Genomic DNA, 17,747 nt, shown 5'->3' on the forward strand with positions numbered 1-17,747 from the left:
GTGAACACCTCTTCCATGTCGAACAGAGCCGTTAAGCCCCGTACTGCCGATGGTACTGCTGTCAAAGGTGGGAGAGTAGGTAGGTGCCACCGTTGATCTAACGAAGAGTCGTTAACCACGTGTTGACGGCTCTTTTGTTTTTATACGTACTGCATTTATAACCTAGTGAAACCTAAAAATTTAAGGGGTCTAGGTTTTTAAAATGTCCATTCATTTTGATACGTTGCTTGGTACGTTCTATATCCGAAACTACTGGCATTACTCTATCGATATGCTGAATTAAAAACAATTGACGTTCAGCTTCACTAGTTATAGTTAATAATTCATATTCTTGTTCAATGGATAACCCTACTTTATGAGCGACTTTAAAAGATAAATTTTCGGTCGATATCGAAAAGTTGTTCTCAATCTGAAGTAAGTTATACAGCCGCTTGAGCCGCTCAAGTAGCGCAACTGAATGGGCACTGAATCCATCGCCGGAACTTATCAACTCTACATCGCCACCTGCGTACAATTTATCTGCAAGAGGGTTTTCGAAATTAATAAGTCGGAAAATAGTAAGCCCTTTAGTTTTGATGTCCATTCGCCCGTCAGGATATCGCTTGTGCAGCGTCGTTACGTGCATTTCTGTTCCATAGCCGGGAAACTTGTTATTGATAAATGTTGGAATCCCAAAGGTTTTTTCGTCTTCTAAACACTCATTGATTAACTGACGGTAGCGAGGTTCGAAAATGTGCAGATTCAAATCTTCACCGGGATACACAATTAAATTGAGTGGAAATAATGATAGTTTCTTCTCCATATAAAAAAACAATAAGCTAGTTGAATATTGAAGCTGATTCCATGAAACGCACTTGTCTCAACTTTGCTTCAGCATAAATGGGTTCTCCTAAATAACCCAGTCCCGTTACGTCTGACATACAATCCGTTACAACAACAGTTTTTGCTACCAATTCAGGCGCAAAGTCTAAAAGTTGCTTCAGGCTATTCGCTACACAATGCGATTTAGCTTCACCCATTAAGTAAACTGTATCAAAGCGGTTTAAATCGTCAATAAGGGACGTATTTAGTTGAGTTTCCGCTACGTTTGGATCAGGTACTTGGGCCTGAAAAATTCCAAAATGTTCAGATAATGGATATAATCCCTTCTGCACGGCGACGTAATCCATGTTACGTTCTCGCGACCAATCTTTCAGTGCAGATAACAAGTCACCGTGCAAGGCCGCGCCTTTCGAACCAATTAAACAATGCTCGGGCCAGATGAAATGCGCAAACTGGCCGTCGGCTTCTAAATCAGCAATGTATTTGCGCGCTTTTTCCGCAGAAAATCGAGGGAGCCATTCCCCTGCTTCAACTTCAGCACTCGTTATTTGCGTAAACGGTTTGGGATGTTCGCCATATGGATTTTGCCAGAAAAGAGGGTGGGCAATATCCATAATGTGGTGCGTATCCAACGTAGCAACGATATAATCAATATCAGCAGTGTGTTTCCGAATTAGGGTAGCGATACGTTCTATATCCTGATCAGCTCCCGGTACAAACAAGGTTCCATCAGGATGACAGAAATCAAATTGTGCATCGATAATTAAAAAAGCATTTTTCATAAACAGCACCAACGTAGCATTTTACTATCTGGGAAAGGCAAAGAAACGAACTTGATGCGAGAAAAGAACCCCTGTAAATAAGTGTGCGCCCAGTAACTTTGTTTTTGTTACTTTGATACTATGAATTACAGTGAACTAACATTGCGTTTATCGCCCGATTACACGGAAATATTGATGGCCGAACTGGCGGAGATTGGCTTCGACTCATTTGTTGAGACGGACGAAGGACTCATGGCATATATTCCCGAGTCTGATTTGGACGAGTCCGTTTTACAAGAAGTAATTGCTAAATACAGCGCTCAGACTGCAATAGCCTATGAGCTCAGTTCGTTAGAAAAACGTAACTGGAACGCCGAGTGGGAGCGTGAATATGAGCCGATTGAAGTGGCGGGCCAGGTCCAGGTCCGGGCGTCCTTCCATGCGTTGGACGCCCGGTTTCGTTACGATATCATCATCAATCCAAAGATGTCGTTCGGAACGGGCCACCACGAAACTACGGCCATGATGCTCGAACAACAACTTGGCCTTGATTTTGCCGGAAAAACAGTACTTGATGTAGGCAGTGGTACCGGTATTTTGGCGATTCTGGCAGCGAGAATGGGAGCGAAGGGAGTTTTGGCTTTCGACATTGAGGAGTGGGCTGTAGAAAACGCCCGCGAAAACGCTGAACTGAATGATTGCCCACAAATCACTGTTTTTCAGGGCACAATTGACGATCTAAACCCACCGAAAGATTTACTGAACCAGACGCCCAAAACGTTTGATATAGTGTTGGCTAATATCAACCGCAATGTGCTTTTACGCGAGATACCAATTTATACGGATTTATTGCCGGCAAGCGGTTATCTGATTGTGAGTGGTTTTTACGAGCATGACGCGCCAGATATTGAGCAAAAAGCCATTGAAAGTGGTCTTGGAACGATAAAGACAATGTCAAATCGGGAGTGGACATCGCTGGCATTTCAGAAATTATAATTGAGCAGGTCAAACTGTTACGTTAACATTTTCACAACAAGTACGTGATGAATCGCATTTACACCATCGTTTTTATTAGTTTTCTCGGGCTCAATGCTACGTTCGGGCAGGCAGTTCGTATTTCGGACAAACCCGACCAATTTATGTCTGATGTTCAGAAGCTGATGGCTTCGGGCGGGGCAGGAGCAGCCAGAGTGGGCACGAATTTACAATCACTTTGGTCGGAGAATAAGCTGTCGGCAGCCCAGCAGGAACGCATCATGGCGCTGAGCCGTAAAATGAATCAGAAACGGTGGCAGCCGGCAACGCAATTTGCCCCACTTTATGAGTCACTCTATCAGGCCGTAAACTCACAACAGCAGCCTACTTCTCCTACAAGCGTCGATGAGATTTTGACGATTGCCGAAAAGCTGTTTGACGCAAACGACCCCAAAACGTTCTCGAAAAGTCTGGAAACGATACGTCAGTTTTTAGAGAAGCGGGAGTTGTACGCCAGCAAATACAACAAGTTATTGGCGAATGGAGGAACGTATCAATTTCGCTACGTTGAAGGTGGCCAACCAGTGAGCAAACCCGGCCAGCCGCAAACAACGGCCGATTCGCTAGCGTCGGCAAAAGCATCAGCTGAACGTTCTCGTTTCGATGGTTGGGATGTACCTGCTACGTCTGATTCAACTCAGCCGCGCCAATACGGTCCTCAGTACATTCCACAGCGTCGCCCAATTCCTTCGGTTTTCGGGCCGGTTATTACGTTGAAGGACGTATCGCTGGCTATCGTTGCCAACGGCGATTCAGCGATTCTCTCAAATACGTCGGGAGACGTAATGTTGAAAGATGGGATTCTTGTAGGTCAGGGGGGGAAATTTACCTGGGCTACGGCGGGCCGTCCTGACATTTTCGTTACGTTGAGTGAGTATGCACTGACGACGATGAATCCGCGTTTACAGGCCGACGACGTGACACTCACGTACGAAAGTCGTCCCGGAACGCCCACGAAACCTACCAAGGGGGTTTTCGAATATGTCAGTAAGAAAAAAGGTGGCCCCGTTACGTATCCTCGATTCATGTCATGGCAGAACGATGTCAAGTTACCTGATTTGGGCGCAGATATTGATTATCGGGGTGGATTGGCATTATCTGGAACGCAGATGGTGGGTGCATCAGCAAGTGGACAGCCAGCGCAGATAACTGTTAAACATAACGGCAAACCCGCGTTTAAAGTCAGCAGTCGCCGGTTCGATTTCAGCAACGATGCTACGTCAATGCCAGTCGATTCGACGCAGGCTGGATTGGCTCAATCGGGTTTTAATACGACAGAACCCGTAAAACAAACAAAAGCGGGTGCAGCTGCTAATCCAATGATTTCGGCAAATTCGGCGGCTTTCGTTGGCTACGTCGATACCGATTCCGTCAGCCATCCGTCGGTTAAATTCCGGTTCGATAAAAACCAGAAAATTGCCTGGCTCGATCGCGAGCAACGTACCGACTACGCCAGAGTTCCCTATGCTGATTCGTACCATAAATTTTACATCATGCCCGAAGTGGTACGTTGGGATTTGCCGCGTCGCAAAGTTGATTTTTATCAGGTGGGAGCTAAACGCGAAGTGCCGGTACGTTTCGAATCGTTCGATTATTTTCAGCCGCAGCGCTACGCGGATCTGACGGTCGATTACGGTTTTCACCCCCTGCAAATCGTAGCGAACTACGTAGCAACCAAAAAACAGCAGACGTTTCTGGACGAAGATATTATCCAGTTTGCCAGCGCCAATAAAGTAAGTCCGGTGGCACTACGTGGTGCGCTCAGTCGGATGGTGCTGGAAGGCTACATGACCCGCGATCCTAATACGCAGGTTATGCGGTTGAGTCGTAAAGGTATTCTTTACGTACTGGCTTATGCCGACAAGAGCGATTACGACAATTTTCAGATACAATCGCTCTTTGCTTCCAACGACAGCATCAAAAACGCGACTATAAATCTGGACGATAAAATGCTGACCATTCGGGGCGTTGAACGGTTCACGATTTCTGATTCGTTGAAAATCTTCGGATTCCCTTCCGATAAAGTGCTACGTGTTGGCAAAGGCCGTGATTTTGCTTTGAATGGCCAATTGAAAGCCGGAACGCTACGTTACGCCGGTCGCGATCTTAAATTCAATTACGACAAGTTCGCGATGAGTCTGAACAAGATTGACTCCATTACGTTCTCGTCGCAAAAATTGGCAGCTCAGGGTAAGGACGGCGAAGTTGGGGGCGATATCAAGTATGAAAATCCGGGTATGGTTTATCTGGCCGGAGCCGATAACAAATCGGGACGTATCGCCGGTAAGAAAACGACTCAGCGGCTAGTGATGCCCGAAGGCATGACCGTTTACTTTAATCAACTGGTTCGCGGAAATATTACATATAATGAGAAAGTCTATTTCAAAATTCCAGCAGTCGACAACGATAGTCTCGGTAAAGGCGACATCTCATTTATGGGTACATTCTATTCCGACGGTATTTTCCCACCATTTAAAGCTGAGTTGAAAACTATGCCCGACAATACGTTGGGTTTCGTTCATAAAGCGCCGGCAACGGGTTATCCAGTTTACGCAGGCAAAAAGGGCGGTGGCGCTTCAAATGTGAAGTTTACCGGTGATTTAACAATGGATAAAGGAGGTTTGAAGGCAGACGGGATCCTGAGCCATTTGACTGCCAGCCTGAATACAAAAGAAATACTGTTCATGACCGATTCGTTGTTGGCATCGGGTGAGAAAGGCGAAATTAAAGAAGGCTTGACGGGTAAACCCGGTGGCTCACAGATATATTTTCCAGCGGTGCAGTTGAACAACTATGCGTTGAAATGGTGGCCGAAAGCTGATAGCATGGTCATTTCGACGCAGAAGAACAATTTCAATTTCTATAACGCCACGACCAATCTCGAAGGTGGCCTGGTGCTACGTTCGGTAGGGTTGTTTGGAAACGGCACGCTACGTCGAAAAGATTCGGAAGCTATTTCAAACAGCATCAAGTTCAACAAAGACGGATTTATCGCGAGCAAAGCACAGTTTAAGGTTCTTTCCGATAAACAGGACGCCCGGCCAATTCTGCTTGGTAATGACGTGAATGTCGATTTCAATCAGGTTAAAGGGATCGTTGGATTGGCGATTAACAAGAAAGAAAGCCTGGATGATACGGTTAGTTCAAGCATGGAATTCCCGTTTGCGGCCTACAAAACCAGCATCAACCGCGCCCAGTGGAACCTGAATGCCAAAACGATTGCCATGAAAGGCGATGTGAAAACATCTACGTTTACGGCAACGGCGCAGGAGCAGGAAGGACTGACCTTCAATGGAGGATCAGCCCTCTACGACGTAGAGAAAATGATTCTTAACATCAGTGGCGTTCCTTACGTTACGTCGGCGGATGCACGGATTTACCCCGATAAAGGCGTAGTGACGATCAAACGTAACGGCGAAATGCTGGCCCTCAAAAACGCTCGCCTGGAACTGGATACAATCAGTTTGTTTCATAAGCTGAAAAATGGAAATATTCAGGTGCTCTCCCGCACGCGGTTTACGGGCGATGCTACGTATCAGTTCGCCACAGCCAAAGGCGATACGGCCAGCATTAAAATGGGTAGTTTCGAGTTGAAAGAAGCTCCCGCTTCGGCTTCTCCTGCGTTGACTGCCGATACCAAAAAACCAGCCAAGGGCAAACGGGGCGCTAATTCAGGCGCAACGACGACTTATTTTACCGTAGCACGAGCCGAAGTTGACGAAGCTGATAATCTGCAACTGGCCCCTAAAATGCTGTACAAGGGCTCTATTTCGATGCAGGCTCCGCAACCTGATTTAGCTATGGACGGATTTATTAAACCTGCTCTGAAGAAACGACAGGATTTGGTTGCTGGTTGGATTCCGTTTAAGGAAAAAGTTGAGGAACGGCTTGAAATCAAAGTTGATAAGAATCTGAAAAATGAAGGTGGTCAGCAATTAGTGGCTGGTATTCATTTACGATCCGATGGTTCGGGCCTTTACCCAACCTTCCTGTCGCCCAAAGAAGATTCGCGCGATCAGGATTTGTTTTCGGCGACGGGCGTGATGCGCTACGATGAAAAAGACAAAGTGTATCGCATTGCTTCGAAAGCCTCCGACCTTGCCACCACAGCCACCGCTTCGACCGATAGTACTGCGAAAGTTGATAGTAGCGATGCCGAAGCTGATGTTGAAAATGCGTTTACCTTCAACGACGCCCGTGGGCTGATGACGTTTAAAGGTAAAATGAATTTGCTTCACGCTGGTGCGAATGAATACCTGTTGTCGGCGGGTTCTGCACGGGTGAACATCGATAGCGCGCAGTATCGGTTCAATACGTTGCTGGCCTTTGCCTTCCCTATTCCTGAACAAATTAGTGCTGCGATTTCCGACAAAATCGTTAAAACGAATCTGGAAGAGAAAAACGACGAAGCGGCCGACGATGACCTGAATCGACTTTCGGACAAGCTGGTGCCTCTGATTGGACAACAAGCCGTAGATGCCTATCGGACAAAAGCGCAAAATTCACACGTAGCGCTTAATCTGGCTTCTCCGAAACTGAACGCGATGCTAGTACTGGCCAACGCCAATTTGCGCTGGTCGCCAAAATATAACGCCTTCTATAGCACGGGCCAACTGGGCGTATCGAACATGATGGCGACCGACATCAACGCCCAAATGGATGGTTTCGTCGAAATCCGCAAAACAGTTAATGGCGATGAGGCCAGCATTTACTTGGAATCGTCGCCGGACGTGTGGGTATTCTACGATTACAAACCGGGTAATGGTCCGAACGCTCTCGGTCAGTTAGCCATCATTACGTCGGAGCAGGACATTAACGACCGCCTGCTGGCTAGTTCGAAGAATTCCGGAAAAGCAACGTTAGAAGTTTTGGCCGCTACTGCCGACGAAAAAACGCTTTTCGTTGATCGCTATCTCGACCAATACAAGACCAAAGCCAAAACTCCGCCAAAGCCGAAACCACAACCAGGCCAGAAAGTGGTGAAGGAAGAGAAAAAGAAAGAGGAAAAGAAAAAAGACAAAGAAGCCGAGAGAGAAGGATTTTAATGACGTTTTTTGTTGTCCGGTGAGAGCCTACTTTCATCGGACAACGTAACACTACATGAAAGCCTTCTTGCGTGATTTGCGCGACCACTTTCGCGCTGCTTTTCAACTCAACCTCTACCTAGCAACCGGGCTCTGGGCTTTCTTACTGCTGGTTGTCAACTACACCTTCGACCTCGAAGATTCTTTCATTGATAGCTATCAGGGAAAACCGCTGTGGGGCGTTCTTTATTTTTGTCTGTATGCCACTGCCTACTACGTCAGCGTTGCTATATGGACGTATTTCAAGCGACGTACCGACATCTGGCGCAACCGCGAATTCTGGCTACGTAGCGGTATGGCACTGGTTTGTTACTCAGCCTACGCTGGTTTCTACGCCGATAGTGACTGGGCTCGGCAGCTTTTCGATGGGCAGATTTTTGTTTTCGCTTATTACTGCCTCCACAACCTGCAATCCGTTTTAACAATTGTCCTGCCGTTATTCCTTTTCTACAAACTGATCGAAACCCAACGTAACAGTTTTTATGGCATGGCACCGAAACGGAAAGGATTAATTCTCTACGTTACGTTGCTGGCCTTGATGATTCCGCTCATTACGTTGGCGTCGTTCCAACCAGATTTTCTAGCTTCTTATCCGACGTATCGCGACACCAACGCCAATGATTTTCTTGGTGTACCAGAGTGGGTTACTGTACTGATTTACGAACTCTGTTATGGATGGGACTTCGTTCCGACTGAACTGCTTTTTCGAGGGTTTCTGGTGATTGGCATGAGTCGCGTTCTGGGACCGGGAGCTATACTACCGATGGTGGTTTGGTACTGCTCCATTCATTTTGGTCGACCCTTGGGCGAGGCTGTTTCATCCATATTTGGCGGTTATTTATTAGGCGTATTAGCCCTGACAACACGTAGCATCTGGGGCGGTTTACTCATTCATATCGGGATTGCCTGGGGAATGGAAATAGCTGCTTTTCTTCAGAAGTGATACGTTGCTGACGCTGGTACGAAATGATGCTTGCATCATTCTCTGCGAGTACTACGTTATTCGAATGGACCCTTTCCAAATTATTTATCATGAGCCAGTATACTTACTCTGAACCACCTATTCCGTCAGGTAAAAAATTTGATGCTATTGTCGTTGGCTCGGGTATCAGCGGAGGTTGGTCGGCTAAAGAGCTTAGTGAGAGAGGGTTGAACGTATTGCTTCTGGAACGTGGTCGTATGATTGAGCACGTAACGGATTATCATACGGCTACCAAAGCGCCGTGGGAGTTTCCGCACCACAACCAGCAAATGCCGCTTGATCTGCTCAAAAAATATCCAGTTCAGAATCGCACCGGTTTTACCATAACAGAGGCCACACATCATCATTTTGTGAATGATCTGGAGAATCCGTACGTAGAAGAAAAACCGTTCGACTGGATTCGTGGCTATCACGTGGGTGGAAAATCGTTGATGTGGGGACGTTACTCCTTCCGGTTTTCAGATCTCGATTTTGAGGCAAACGCCAAAGAAGGCATCGGTACCGATTGGCCGATACGTTATAAAGACCTCGCTCCCTGGTACGATTACGTCGAAAAATTTGCGGGAATTGCTGGCGACCGCGATGGGTTGCCGCATCTGCCTGATGGTCAGTTTCAACCTGCCCTGCCCGACAATTGCGTAGAAATGCATTTCCGGAAAAGCGTTAATACGTTGTTTCCGGATCGAAAGGTCATTTCGGCGCGAGCGGCTCATTTGACGGCTCCTACGCAGCAGCAAATGAATTTGGGACGGGCTAAGTGCCAGTTTCGAAACCTATGTATGCGGGGTTGTCCGTATGGCGCATACTTCAGTACGCAGTCTGCTACGTTGCCAGCCGCTCGACGTACCAAACGACTGACGGTACGTCCGCACTCGATTGTCAATTCAATTATTTACGACGAGCAGAAAGGGCGTGCTACGGGCGTGCGAGTTATTGACGAGCAGACGCACCAATGGCATGAGTTTCGGGCTAATATCATCTTTCTAAACGCGTCGGCGCTGGGTTCTACGTACATTCTGATGAATTCAAAGTCGAAGCGTTTCCCGAATGGAATGGATGACAGCGGTCAATTGGGTCGCAACCTTATGGATCACCATTTTCACGTCGGTGCCACCGCCGATTATGAGCACGATCTCGATAAATATTACTACGGTCGACATCCGGCAGGTCTCTACGTTCCCCGCTTCCGAAACTTGCCCGGCCAGCCTAAGCAGGACTTTACACGTGGCTATGGTTTTGAAGTGTATACCAATCGCGAGAATTGGGAGCATGCGTTCGGAGAAGAAGGTTTTGGGGCTGACTTCAAAGAAAAAGCGACGCAGTTTGGCAAATGGAAAATCACGCTGGACGCGTTCGGCGAGTGTATGCCCTATGCAGATAACCGGGTTTATCTGACCGACGAACTGAAAGACAAGTGGGGTCAGCCGGTGCTGAAAATGGATGTGCATTATCGGGAAAATGAAATGCTTATGCGGAAAGACGCCCATGATCAGGCTGTTCAGATGCTCGAAAAATCGGGCTTTTCCAACATAAATGGTTTCGACGCGCAGGCACATCCCGGTTTGAGTATTCACGAAATGGGTACGGCTCGCATGGGTACAAGTCCAAAAAATTCGGTCTTTAATAAATTCAATCAGCATCACGTCGTGAAAAACGTGTTCTGCACCGATGGCGCCTGCATGACTTCATCTCCCTGCCAGAATCCATCGCTTACATACATGGCTTTGTCGGCGCGAGCGGCCGATTTTGCTGTGAAAGCCCTCAAACGGGGCGATATTTAATTCTTATAACAGTAAGAGTTTTAAGAAGCTATCTTTTGGTTTTACGCTTAACGTAGTAGTATGAGAAAGGTGAATGCCAGTCGGTTTTTCTTGACGATAGGTTTCGTAACGAGTGTTTCTGCTACGTTGTTGGGGCAGGCCAAAACTACGACTTCTGGTTTGCGCCAGGGGGCTTACTTTACGGAACAGCAAGGCGCTGAAGCACTCAAAACGTTCGCCCAGACGTTTCAGGATAAAGCTTCATGGGAAGCTCGTGCTACGTTAATTCGGCAGGGTATTCGCGATGGCATGACACTACCCGAAAAACCAGTCTTTGCCCCACTCGCGCCCATACGTCACAGTGTGCGCGAACTGAACGGCTATACGGTTGAAAACGTAGCGTTTGAGAGTTTGCCCGGCATCTACGTAACGGGTAATCTATATAAGCCACTCAACGTAACGGGAAAATCGCCGGGAATCCTTTGTCCGCATGGCCACATGCCTTCGCAGGATGCACGCCTGAAAGAGTATACCCAGCAGCGTTGTGCTACGTTGGCCCGTATGGGCGCGGTCGTATTTACGTACGACATGCTTGACTACGGCGATTCGAAACAGTGCAGTCATCAATTACCATCTGCGCTGAAACTCCAGACGCTCAATGGCCTGCGTTCGCTGGATTTTTTAACCAGTTTACCTGAAGTTGATACGTCGCGAATTGGCATGACGGGCGAATCGGGTGGCGGAACGCAGACATTTATTCTAACCGCCCTTGATCAACGTATTAAAGTTTCTGTGCCGGCCGTTATGGTTTCCTCTTACTTTTTTGGGGGCTGCACCTGCGAAAGTGGAATGCCCATTCACAATCGCCCTACCCACCAGACAAGTAATGTTGAGATTGCCGCGCTGGCTGCTCCCCGGCCTATGCTAATGATTTCGGATGGGAAAGACTGGACCAAGCACACGCCCGATGTGGAGTTCCCATACATCCAGACTATTTATAATTACTACGGGGCTAAAGAACAGCTTGAGAATATTCATATTCTCAACGAGGGTCACGATTATGGCCCTACCAAACGGGCGGCTGCTTATGCTTTTTTAGCTAAAAAACTGAATCTGGATGTAAATCGAGTACTCAGATATGGCCAGATTGATGAAAATCCGAATCAGATTCTTGAGCCTGCCATGTTGCAGGTTTTTAACGCAGAACACCCCCGCCCAAAGAAAGCTGTCATGGGCGATGAAGCCGTAATGCTTCTACTGAAATAGATAAAACGTTTAAACCTGAACTCTCCACTTTACCTTATGCACAATTTCAATATTAATCGACGACGTTTCTTAGAGGGATCTACCGCTGCATTGGCACTTTCTACGTTTGGCGCCAGAGGTATGGACCTTATTAATCCGCCAAAAGCCTATCGCGTGGCCCTGATTGGTACGGGTTGGTACGGCAAAAGCGATTTATTCCGTCTGATTCAGGTGGCTCCCGTTGAAGTTGTAGCGCTCTGCGACGTAGATAAGCGCATGATGGAAGGAGCCGCTAAACTCGTTAGCCAGCGCCAGAAATCAGGAAAGACGCCTAAACTATACGGCGATTACCAGAAAATGCTTGCCGAAAATCAGCTGGATATCGTGCTTATCGGTACCCCCGACCACTGGCACGCGCTGCAAATGATTGACGCCGTAAAAGCGGGAGCCCACGTCTACGTTCAGAAACCCATTAGCGTCGACGTAATGGAAGGCGAAGCGATGGTAGCTGCAGCCCGGAAATACAACAAAGTAGTGCAGGTTGGTACGCAGCGTAAAAGCACTCCCCACCTGATCGATGCCAAAAAAACGGTTGTCGATGCGGGGCTGCTAGGGAAAGTCTCACACGTGGAGATGTGCTGTTATTTCCATATGCGCAACAATGGCAATCCACCTGTGCAGGCTATTCCTGATTTTTTGGATTATAATATGTGGACAGGTCCAGCCCCATTACGTCCCTACGATGGCCTGCCGCACGTTCGCTGGTGGCGTACGTTTAAAGAATATGGCAATGGTATCACTGGCGATATGTGCGTACACATGCTCGATACCGTTCGCTGGATGCTAAACCTCGGCTGGCCCAAACGTATTTCGTCGGAAGGGGGTATTTACGTGCAGAAAGACGGAAAATCGAATATTTCCGATACCCAGTCGGCGGTGTTTGAGTTCGATGAATTAAACGCGGTCTGGCAGCACCGTACCTGGGGGGCGCCCAATAATCCAGAATATCCCTGGTCGTTTACGCTCTATGGCGATAAAGGTACGTTGTGGGGCAGTACGATGCAGGCCGATTTTATTCCTGAAGGCAAGGATGGCAAGAAAATTCATTTCGATGTCCTTTACGAAAAAGAAAAATATCCTGAAGACGTAACGGAACCCACAGAACCCAAAATTGAGCTAAATGCTGCGCCCGCAACACGTCTGCATATGCTCAATTTCCTGGATGCTATTGAGAAAAATAGTCGTCCGGTTGCCGACATTGAGCAAGGCCATATTTCTACCGCTAGTTGCATTCTGGCCAATATGTCGATGGATTTAAAACGGCCAATGGTGTATGACCCACAGAAACGGGAGGTTGTAGGAGACAAAGAAGCGACAAAGATGCTCGCTCGCTCCTACCGCGATCCCTACAAACATCCAGATCCAAATAAAGTATAGAACGTTTCGATAGCTGACTTGCCCGTTTTATCACTGATGGCGCTCAATGAAAATCCGAACAGGTTTTCGTTGAGCGCCATCGTTTTATGAGGAAATGGCCAGCCGTTCCAAAAAAAGCGTAAACAAAATTTAGGTAGGAGTATTTTAAAATAATGCTGTCTTTGGGCGGCATATTTTTTGACCTATTTCCCTGGAACAACAGCAAACGTTATGGAAACTATACATGTACTGGCAGAAGGGTTGAAATTTCCGGAAGGACCAACATTTGACTCCTCCGGAAACTTGTGGTGTGTGGAACAGGAAGGAGAAGGGCTATTTTGCCGAATGGCCGATGGAACAACCAAACGTATTCATACGGCTGGACGGCCCAACGGTGCTACGTATCATCAGGATTATATCTGGTTCTGTGATTCAGGAAATAATAACATCCGGCGCTTAAACTTAGCCACCGAAGAAATTGAAACCATCATTAGCCATGTAAGCGGGCAACCTCTCAATAAGCCCAATGACCTCCTTTTCGACGCGCAAAATAATCTGATCGTTACGTGTCCCGGCTCGCCCGACGATGGTCTTCAGGGGTACGTAGCCGTTTATTCACCCGATGCTTCGATTACTATTATTGCCGATGGATTATCGTATCCGAATGGGCTGGCTTTTCTACGTGATGGCCAAACACTCTTGATTGCTGAAACGCACGAGCAACGCATCTGGAGCGGTTATTGGGACGTAGATACCTTAAGTTGGGAGAGTATTCGCGTCTGGACAGACGTAATAGAAGCGCCAGATAAAGCCACAACACCTGGCCCAGATGGTATGACTTTGGGGCCAGATGGTAACTTGTATGTAGCCGTTTATGGCGCAGGAATCATCCGGGTTTTTTCGCATGAAGGTAGTTTTATTCGGGATATAAAATTGCCCGGTCAGAATCCCTCAAACTGCATATTTGACTCTACTGGAAAACTTGGATTAATAGTCACAGAAACCGAACGTGGTGAACTGCTAAGTATTCGAGTATAATATTTGCCCGGCTTCGTCAGCAGAACAAAAACAGAGTTCATGACTAAGAAATAGATAAGGGCTGAATTTGAACGTAGCATTTGCTACGTTTAAATTCAGCCCTTATTATCATTTCGGTACTTACTAAGATTCTGGCAGTTCAGCAATTACCGTTACGCCACCTCGTGTTACGTCGCCAATATTTACGTTGATTTTAGCATCCAATGGGAGAAATACATCAACGCGGGAGCCAAACTTGATGAAACCAAACTCCTCGCCCTGATTGACGGGTTGGCCTTCTTTTACGTACCAAATGATACGTCGGGCAACAGCGCCGGCAATCTGACGTAACAACACCTCTACCCCATTTTTTGACTGAATAACGACTGTAGTACGTTCGTTTTCGGTGCTCGATTTTGGGTGCCAGGCAACCAGGTATTTGCCTGGAAAATACTTGAAATAACGTACAATGCCCGAAATCGGATTCCGATTGACGTGCACGTTCAGGGGCGACATGAAAATGGAAACCTGCCGACGCCGGTCTTTAAAATATTCGTGCTCAGTCGTTTCTTCAATAACCACTACCTTGCCATCGGCAGGTGCGATTACTTGTAAATCACCTTGCGTCAACTGACGGTTTGGTACGCGAAAAAACTGAACGATAAGTCCAAATAGAATCAGGCTTACGACAAGCAATAGGCCAATGGCAACTGGGTTGTCGGAAAATAAATAAAAGTAAGCCAGCAAGTTGAGAGCTAGCAAAACCAGCCCTGTTGTTAGCATAATGGTATTCCCTTCGCGGTGAAAGCGCATAATTTGATGTATGATATATGAAGTATGATGTATTCTCGATGTATCAAGGACGAACAAAATTATACCTCATACACCATACATCATACATACAGGCTAATATCCTCCCCGGAATTTGTACGTACTGGCAACTTTATCGATGGCTACAATATAAGCGGCCAGACGCATCGGTACCTGATAACGTTGTGATGTTTCGAATACGCGGTCAAACGCATCTTTCATCACCCGGTCAGCCCGGCGGTTAATACGGTCTAGCGTCCATTTATAACCGATACGGTTCTGTACCCACTCAAAATACGAGACGGTAACACCACCTGCATTGGCCAGAATGTCGGGCACGACTAGAATGCCTTTGCTGTTAATGATTTCGTCGGCACTGGCCGATGTTGGGCCGTTAGCGCCTTCTACAATCATTTTGGCCTGAATAGACCCAGCGTTGTCATCCGTGATTACGTCTTCTTTGGCAGCTGGTACTAGTACGTCTACGGCCAACGAAAGCAACTCTTCGTTTGAGATTTTTTCGGCTCCGTCGAATCCTTCCAGCGTACCTTTGTTACCGTTCCGATAATTAACCGCAGCGGTAATGTCGATGCCCTTTTTGTTGTAATAACCACCCGAAATATCGCTGACAGCTACAACTGTAACCCCCCGTTCGTGTAGCAGTTCGGCAGCAAATGACCCCACGTTGCCAAAACCCTGAACAGCCGCTGTGGCTCGGTATGGATTCATTCGTAACTTATCCATAGCGGCTAGCGCGGCAACCGTAACCCCTCGGCCAGTAGCTTCGGTACGTCCTAATGACCCCCCAAGAACCAGAGGTTTACCGGTCACTACGTTGTTTACGGTCATACCTTTCGCTTTCGAGTATTCGTCGACAATCCACGCCATTTCGCGCGGGCCGGTACCCATGTCGGGGGCCGGAATATCACGATCTGGGCCAATGACGTCGAGCATGGCTACTGTGTATTGCCGAATAAGCCGTTCGATTTCACCGGCCGACATTTCGCGTGGATTACAGGCGATTCCGCCTTTTGCACCACCGTATGGTATGTCGACAACGGCGCATTTCCAGGTCATCCAGGCGGCCAAAGCACGTACTTCGTCGAGGTGAACGGCCGGATCGAGCCGGATACCGCCTTTGGCTGGACCGAGAATGTTGGAGTGTATAACCCGATACCCCTCAAATACTTTGATAGCGCCGTTATCCATCGTAACGGGCAGCCCGACAATAACCTGACGGGCAGGTACTTTGAGAATGTCGTACATCTCATCGGAGATGCCAACCAGTTTTGCAGCCGCGTCAAAACGCGACATCATTGATTCAAGCGGATTCTCTTTATCTTTTATTGGAGCTGGCTCAATATATCCCATGATTTTACCGTGTACTTCTGTCTAAAAACAATTTTACTGATAAAGTGTCCCGCAAACTTAATAAATCATATAAGATATTGCGAAAGGTATATTTTTTCTAAGATTAATATAATATTAATAATCAGTATAATCGTTTACTATACATGTTACCTACAGAAGACTTTTTTGTTGTAAATAACTTATTACGAAATATTCATTGGTGAAATTATAAATCGCCAGTTAGTCAAAATTTTACAAAATCAGATTTATATTTTAATCGGGGGTTGAAATACCGCTTAGAAAGCATTAATTTTGTGGCCAAAATAAAGCACCCCATCTTAACATAGTATTAGCTATGGTTCAGGAAGAAAAAAAGCGCTATTCAGAAGAGGATTTGAAAGAGTTCGAGGAGCTGATTAGTAAGAAACTCGACGACACACGTAGCGAGCTAAACTATATCAAAGAATCGCTCAGCAAGCGCAACGACAGTGGTACCGATAATACGTCGGGCAACTCCAAATTACTTGAAGATGGAGCCGACACCAGCGAACGCGAAAACCTAAGTCAATTAGCGGCCCGTTTGCAAAAATTCATTCAGCAGTTGGATGCAGCTATGGTACGTATCAAAAACGGAACTTATGGCGTCTGCAAAGATACCGGCAAGCTGATTCCGAAAGAGCGTCTGCGGGCTGTGCCTCACACTCAGCAGACTATTGAAGCAAAATTGCGGCAGTCGCGTTAGGTAAGGCTGCTGAAGTGAAAGTTAGTTCCGATATAAAGTTTTCTGAATGGATAAACTCTTTACCGGGTAGTTATTCTTGTGAGTACCAAGTACTACGTTCGAAAGCATGCATCAACAAACGTAACGTTGTGGCTTTTCTGAATCAGTAGAAAACACTACGTTGTTCGGCTTGAATAAAACAGCTCCGCACCTGCCGGAGCTGTTTTATTTTATCCTCTTTCTAAAACAAATCAGGCGTTTTTTGGTAAATAACGTAGCGTGAAAAATAAACATTAAAAATATGCTGGAACGCTTGGATGAAATTCGGGAAAATATATTCCGCTATCTGGAAGCCCGTATCGAATTATTTACGCTGGAAAGCCGGGGAAAAATTGAGGAGGGGGTTGTTATTGGTATTCATGGTATTGTGCTGGCCTTGCTGGGCACTATGACAACCTTATTTATTTTTATTCTGCTGGCCGCTTATATTAATGAGGTAACGGAAAGCCGTTACCTAGGTTTTTTAATTATGACCGGTTTCTTTCTTTTGCTGACAATAATTTGGGCAGCTGCGAAAGGCTTTTTTAAAGATAAGATTCGTGTGATGGCTTACAGCGCTATCAAGAAAAGTCAGGAAAAGAAAATTCATGAAAAGTCAGAAGCCGTTGAAGAGTTAATGGCACAAACCCGCTCGTCGATGAGTAACGCTGGCCGGGACGTTTCATAAATTTGCCAAACCGAGTA

The 17,747-nt window shown here is 46.7% G+C and carries 13 protein-coding genes and 1 rRNA gene; 10 read left to right on the forward strand and 4 right to left on the reverse strand.

Annotation, left to right across the window (positions count from 1 at the left end; genetic code table 11):
* Window positions 1–92: ribosomal RNA gene (gene rrf / locus ACYVF1_RS20490) — 5S ribosomal RNA — on the forward strand; the annotation flags it as partial.
* 80 nt (window positions 93–172) lie between these two features.
* On the opposite strand, the gene ACYVF1_RS20495 is transcribed toward rrf, so the two are convergent.
* Together ACYVF1_RS20495 and ACYVF1_RS20500 are read right to left on the reverse strand one after the other, a co-directional pair.
* Window positions 173–802: an LON peptidase substrate-binding domain-containing protein gene (locus ACYVF1_RS20495; protein ID WP_461082318.1), complete on the reverse strand. Its 630-nt coding sequence runs from the start codon at window positions 800–802 to the stop codon at window positions 173–175.
* A gap of 16 nt (window positions 803–818) precedes the next feature.
* Window positions 819–1,604 carry a cysteine hydrolase family protein gene (locus tag ACYVF1_RS20500; protein ID WP_461082320.1) on the reverse strand — a complete coding sequence of 262 codons (786 nt, stop codon included), beginning with the start codon at window positions 1,602–1,604 and terminating at the stop codon, window positions 819–821.
* 120 nt (window positions 1,605–1,724) lie between these two features.
* On the opposite strand from ACYVF1_RS20500, the gene prmA reads away from it, so the two are divergent.
* The 7 genes from prmA to ACYVF1_RS20535 all read left to right on the forward strand — a co-directional run bounded on the left by prmA (window position 1,725) and on the right by ACYVF1_RS20535 (window position 14,143).
* Window positions 1,725–2,579 carry a 50S ribosomal protein L11 methyltransferase gene (gene prmA, locus ACYVF1_RS20505; protein ID WP_461082322.1) on the forward strand — a complete coding sequence of 285 codons (855 nt, stop codon included), beginning with the start codon at window positions 1,725–1,727 and terminating at the stop codon, window positions 2,577–2,579.
* A gap of 47 nt (window positions 2,580–2,626) precedes the next feature.
* Window positions 2,627–7,663, forward strand: a complete 5,037-nt coding sequence (locus tag ACYVF1_RS20510; RefSeq protein ID WP_461082324.1) for a hypothetical protein — start codon at window positions 2,627–2,629, stop codon at window positions 7,661–7,663.
* A 55-nt stretch (window positions 7,664–7,718) separates the two neighbouring features.
* Window positions 7,719–8,645, forward strand: coding sequence for a CPBP family intramembrane glutamic endopeptidase (locus ACYVF1_RS20515; RefSeq protein WP_461082326.1), 927 nt, complete (start codon window positions 7,719–7,721; stop codon window positions 8,643–8,645).
* Window positions 8,646–8,734: 89 nt separating this feature from the next.
* Window positions 8,735–10,465 carry a GMC oxidoreductase gene (locus ACYVF1_RS20520; protein ID WP_461082328.1) on the forward strand — a complete coding sequence of 577 codons (1,731 nt, stop codon included), beginning with the start codon at window positions 8,735–8,737 and terminating at the stop codon, window positions 10,463–10,465.
* Window positions 10,466–10,525: 60 nt separating this feature from the next.
* Window positions 10,526–11,710, forward strand: a complete 1,185-nt coding sequence (locus ACYVF1_RS20525) for an alpha/beta hydrolase family protein (protein WP_461082330.1) — start codon at window positions 10,526–10,528, stop codon at window positions 11,708–11,710.
* Between the two features lie 36 nt (window positions 11,711–11,746).
* Window positions 11,747–13,126: a Gfo/Idh/MocA family protein gene (locus ACYVF1_RS20530; protein ID WP_461082332.1), complete on the forward strand. Its 1,380-nt coding sequence runs from the start codon at window positions 11,747–11,749 to the stop codon at window positions 13,124–13,126.
* A gap of 210 nt (window positions 13,127–13,336) precedes the next feature.
* Complete coding sequence (locus tag ACYVF1_RS20535) at window positions 13,337–14,143, forward strand: SMP-30/gluconolactonase/LRE family protein (RefSeq protein WP_461082334.1); 807 nt, start codon at window positions 13,337–13,339, stop codon at window positions 14,141–14,143.
* Window positions 14,144–14,266: 123 nt separating this feature from the next.
* On the opposite strand, the gene ACYVF1_RS20540 is transcribed toward ACYVF1_RS20535, so the two are convergent.
* The gene (locus tag ACYVF1_RS20540; RefSeq protein WP_461082336.1) at window positions 14,267–14,935 is read right to left on the reverse strand and encodes a phosphatidylserine decarboxylase family protein; all 669 of its coding nucleotides are present in this window, start codon (window positions 14,933–14,935) and stop codon (window positions 14,267–14,269) included.
* Window positions 14,936–15,028: 93 nt separating this feature from the next.
* Window positions 15,029–16,303: a Glu/Leu/Phe/Val family dehydrogenase gene (locus ACYVF1_RS20545; RefSeq protein WP_190888422.1), complete on the reverse strand. Its 1,275-nt coding sequence runs from the start codon at window positions 16,301–16,303 to the stop codon at window positions 15,029–15,031.
* A gap of 334 nt (window positions 16,304–16,637) precedes the next feature.
* Between ACYVF1_RS20545 and ACYVF1_RS20550 the strand changes: the two genes are divergently transcribed.
* Both ACYVF1_RS20550 and ACYVF1_RS20555 read left to right on the forward strand, forming a co-directional pair.
* Entirely contained in the window at window positions 16,638–17,024 is a 387-nt protein-coding gene (locus ACYVF1_RS20550; RefSeq protein WP_190888421.1) for a TraR/DksA family transcriptional regulator, read from the forward strand.
* Window positions 17,025–17,304: 280 nt separating this feature from the next.
* Window positions 17,305–17,730 (forward strand): phage holin family protein, encoded by a 426-nt coding sequence (locus tag ACYVF1_RS20555; protein ID WP_461082339.1) that lies wholly within the window; start codon window positions 17,305–17,307, stop codon window positions 17,728–17,730.
* Window positions 17,731–17,747 lie beyond the last annotated feature (17 nt).

The organism is Spirosoma flavus, assembly GCF_054778555.1.

Excerpts from the sequence above, each read along its gene's own strand:
- ACYVF1_RS20530 (WP_461082332.1), top strand. The coding sequence starts at position 11,747 with ATGCACAATTTCAATATTAATCGACGACGTTTCTTAGAGGGATCTACC.
- ACYVF1_RS20545 (WP_190888422.1), bottom strand. The coding sequence starts at position 16,303 with ATGGGATATATTGAGCCAGCTCCAATAAAAGATAAAGAGAATCCGCTT.
- ACYVF1_RS20540 (WP_461082336.1), bottom strand. The coding sequence starts at position 14,935 with ATGCGCTTTCACCGCGAAGGGAATACCATTATGCTAACAACAGGGCTG.
- ACYVF1_RS20520 (WP_461082328.1), top strand. The coding sequence starts at position 8,735 with ATGAGCCAGTATACTTACTCTGAACCACCTATTCCGTCAGGTAAAAAA.
- ACYVF1_RS20495 (WP_461082318.1), bottom strand. The coding sequence starts at position 802 with ATGGAGAAGAAACTATCATTATTTCCACTCAATTTAATTGTGTATCCC.
- ACYVF1_RS20500 (WP_461082320.1), bottom strand. The coding sequence starts at position 1,604 with ATGAAAAATGCTTTTTTAATTATCGATGCACAATTTGATTTCTGTCAT.
- ACYVF1_RS20515 (WP_461082326.1), top strand. The coding sequence starts at position 7,719 with ATGAAAGCCTTCTTGCGTGATTTGCGCGACCACTTTCGCGCTGCTTTT.
- ACYVF1_RS20525 (WP_461082330.1), top strand. The coding sequence starts at position 10,526 with ATGAGAAAGGTGAATGCCAGTCGGTTTTTCTTGACGATAGGTTTCGTA.
- ACYVF1_RS20550 (WP_190888421.1), top strand. The coding sequence starts at position 16,638 with ATGGTTCAGGAAGAAAAAAAGCGCTATTCAGAAGAGGATTTGAAAGAG.
- prmA (WP_461082322.1), top strand. The coding sequence starts at position 1,725 with ATGAATTACAGTGAACTAACATTGCGTTTATCGCCCGATTACACGGAA.
- ACYVF1_RS20535 (WP_461082334.1), top strand. The coding sequence starts at position 13,337 with ATGGAAACTATACATGTACTGGCAGAAGGGTTGAAATTTCCGGAAGGA.
- ACYVF1_RS20555 (WP_461082339.1), top strand. The coding sequence starts at position 17,305 with ATGCTGGAACGCTTGGATGAAATTCGGGAAAATATATTCCGCTATCTG.
- ACYVF1_RS20510 (WP_461082324.1), top strand. The coding sequence starts at position 2,627 with ATGAATCGCATTTACACCATCGTTTTTATTAGTTTTCTCGGGCTCAAT.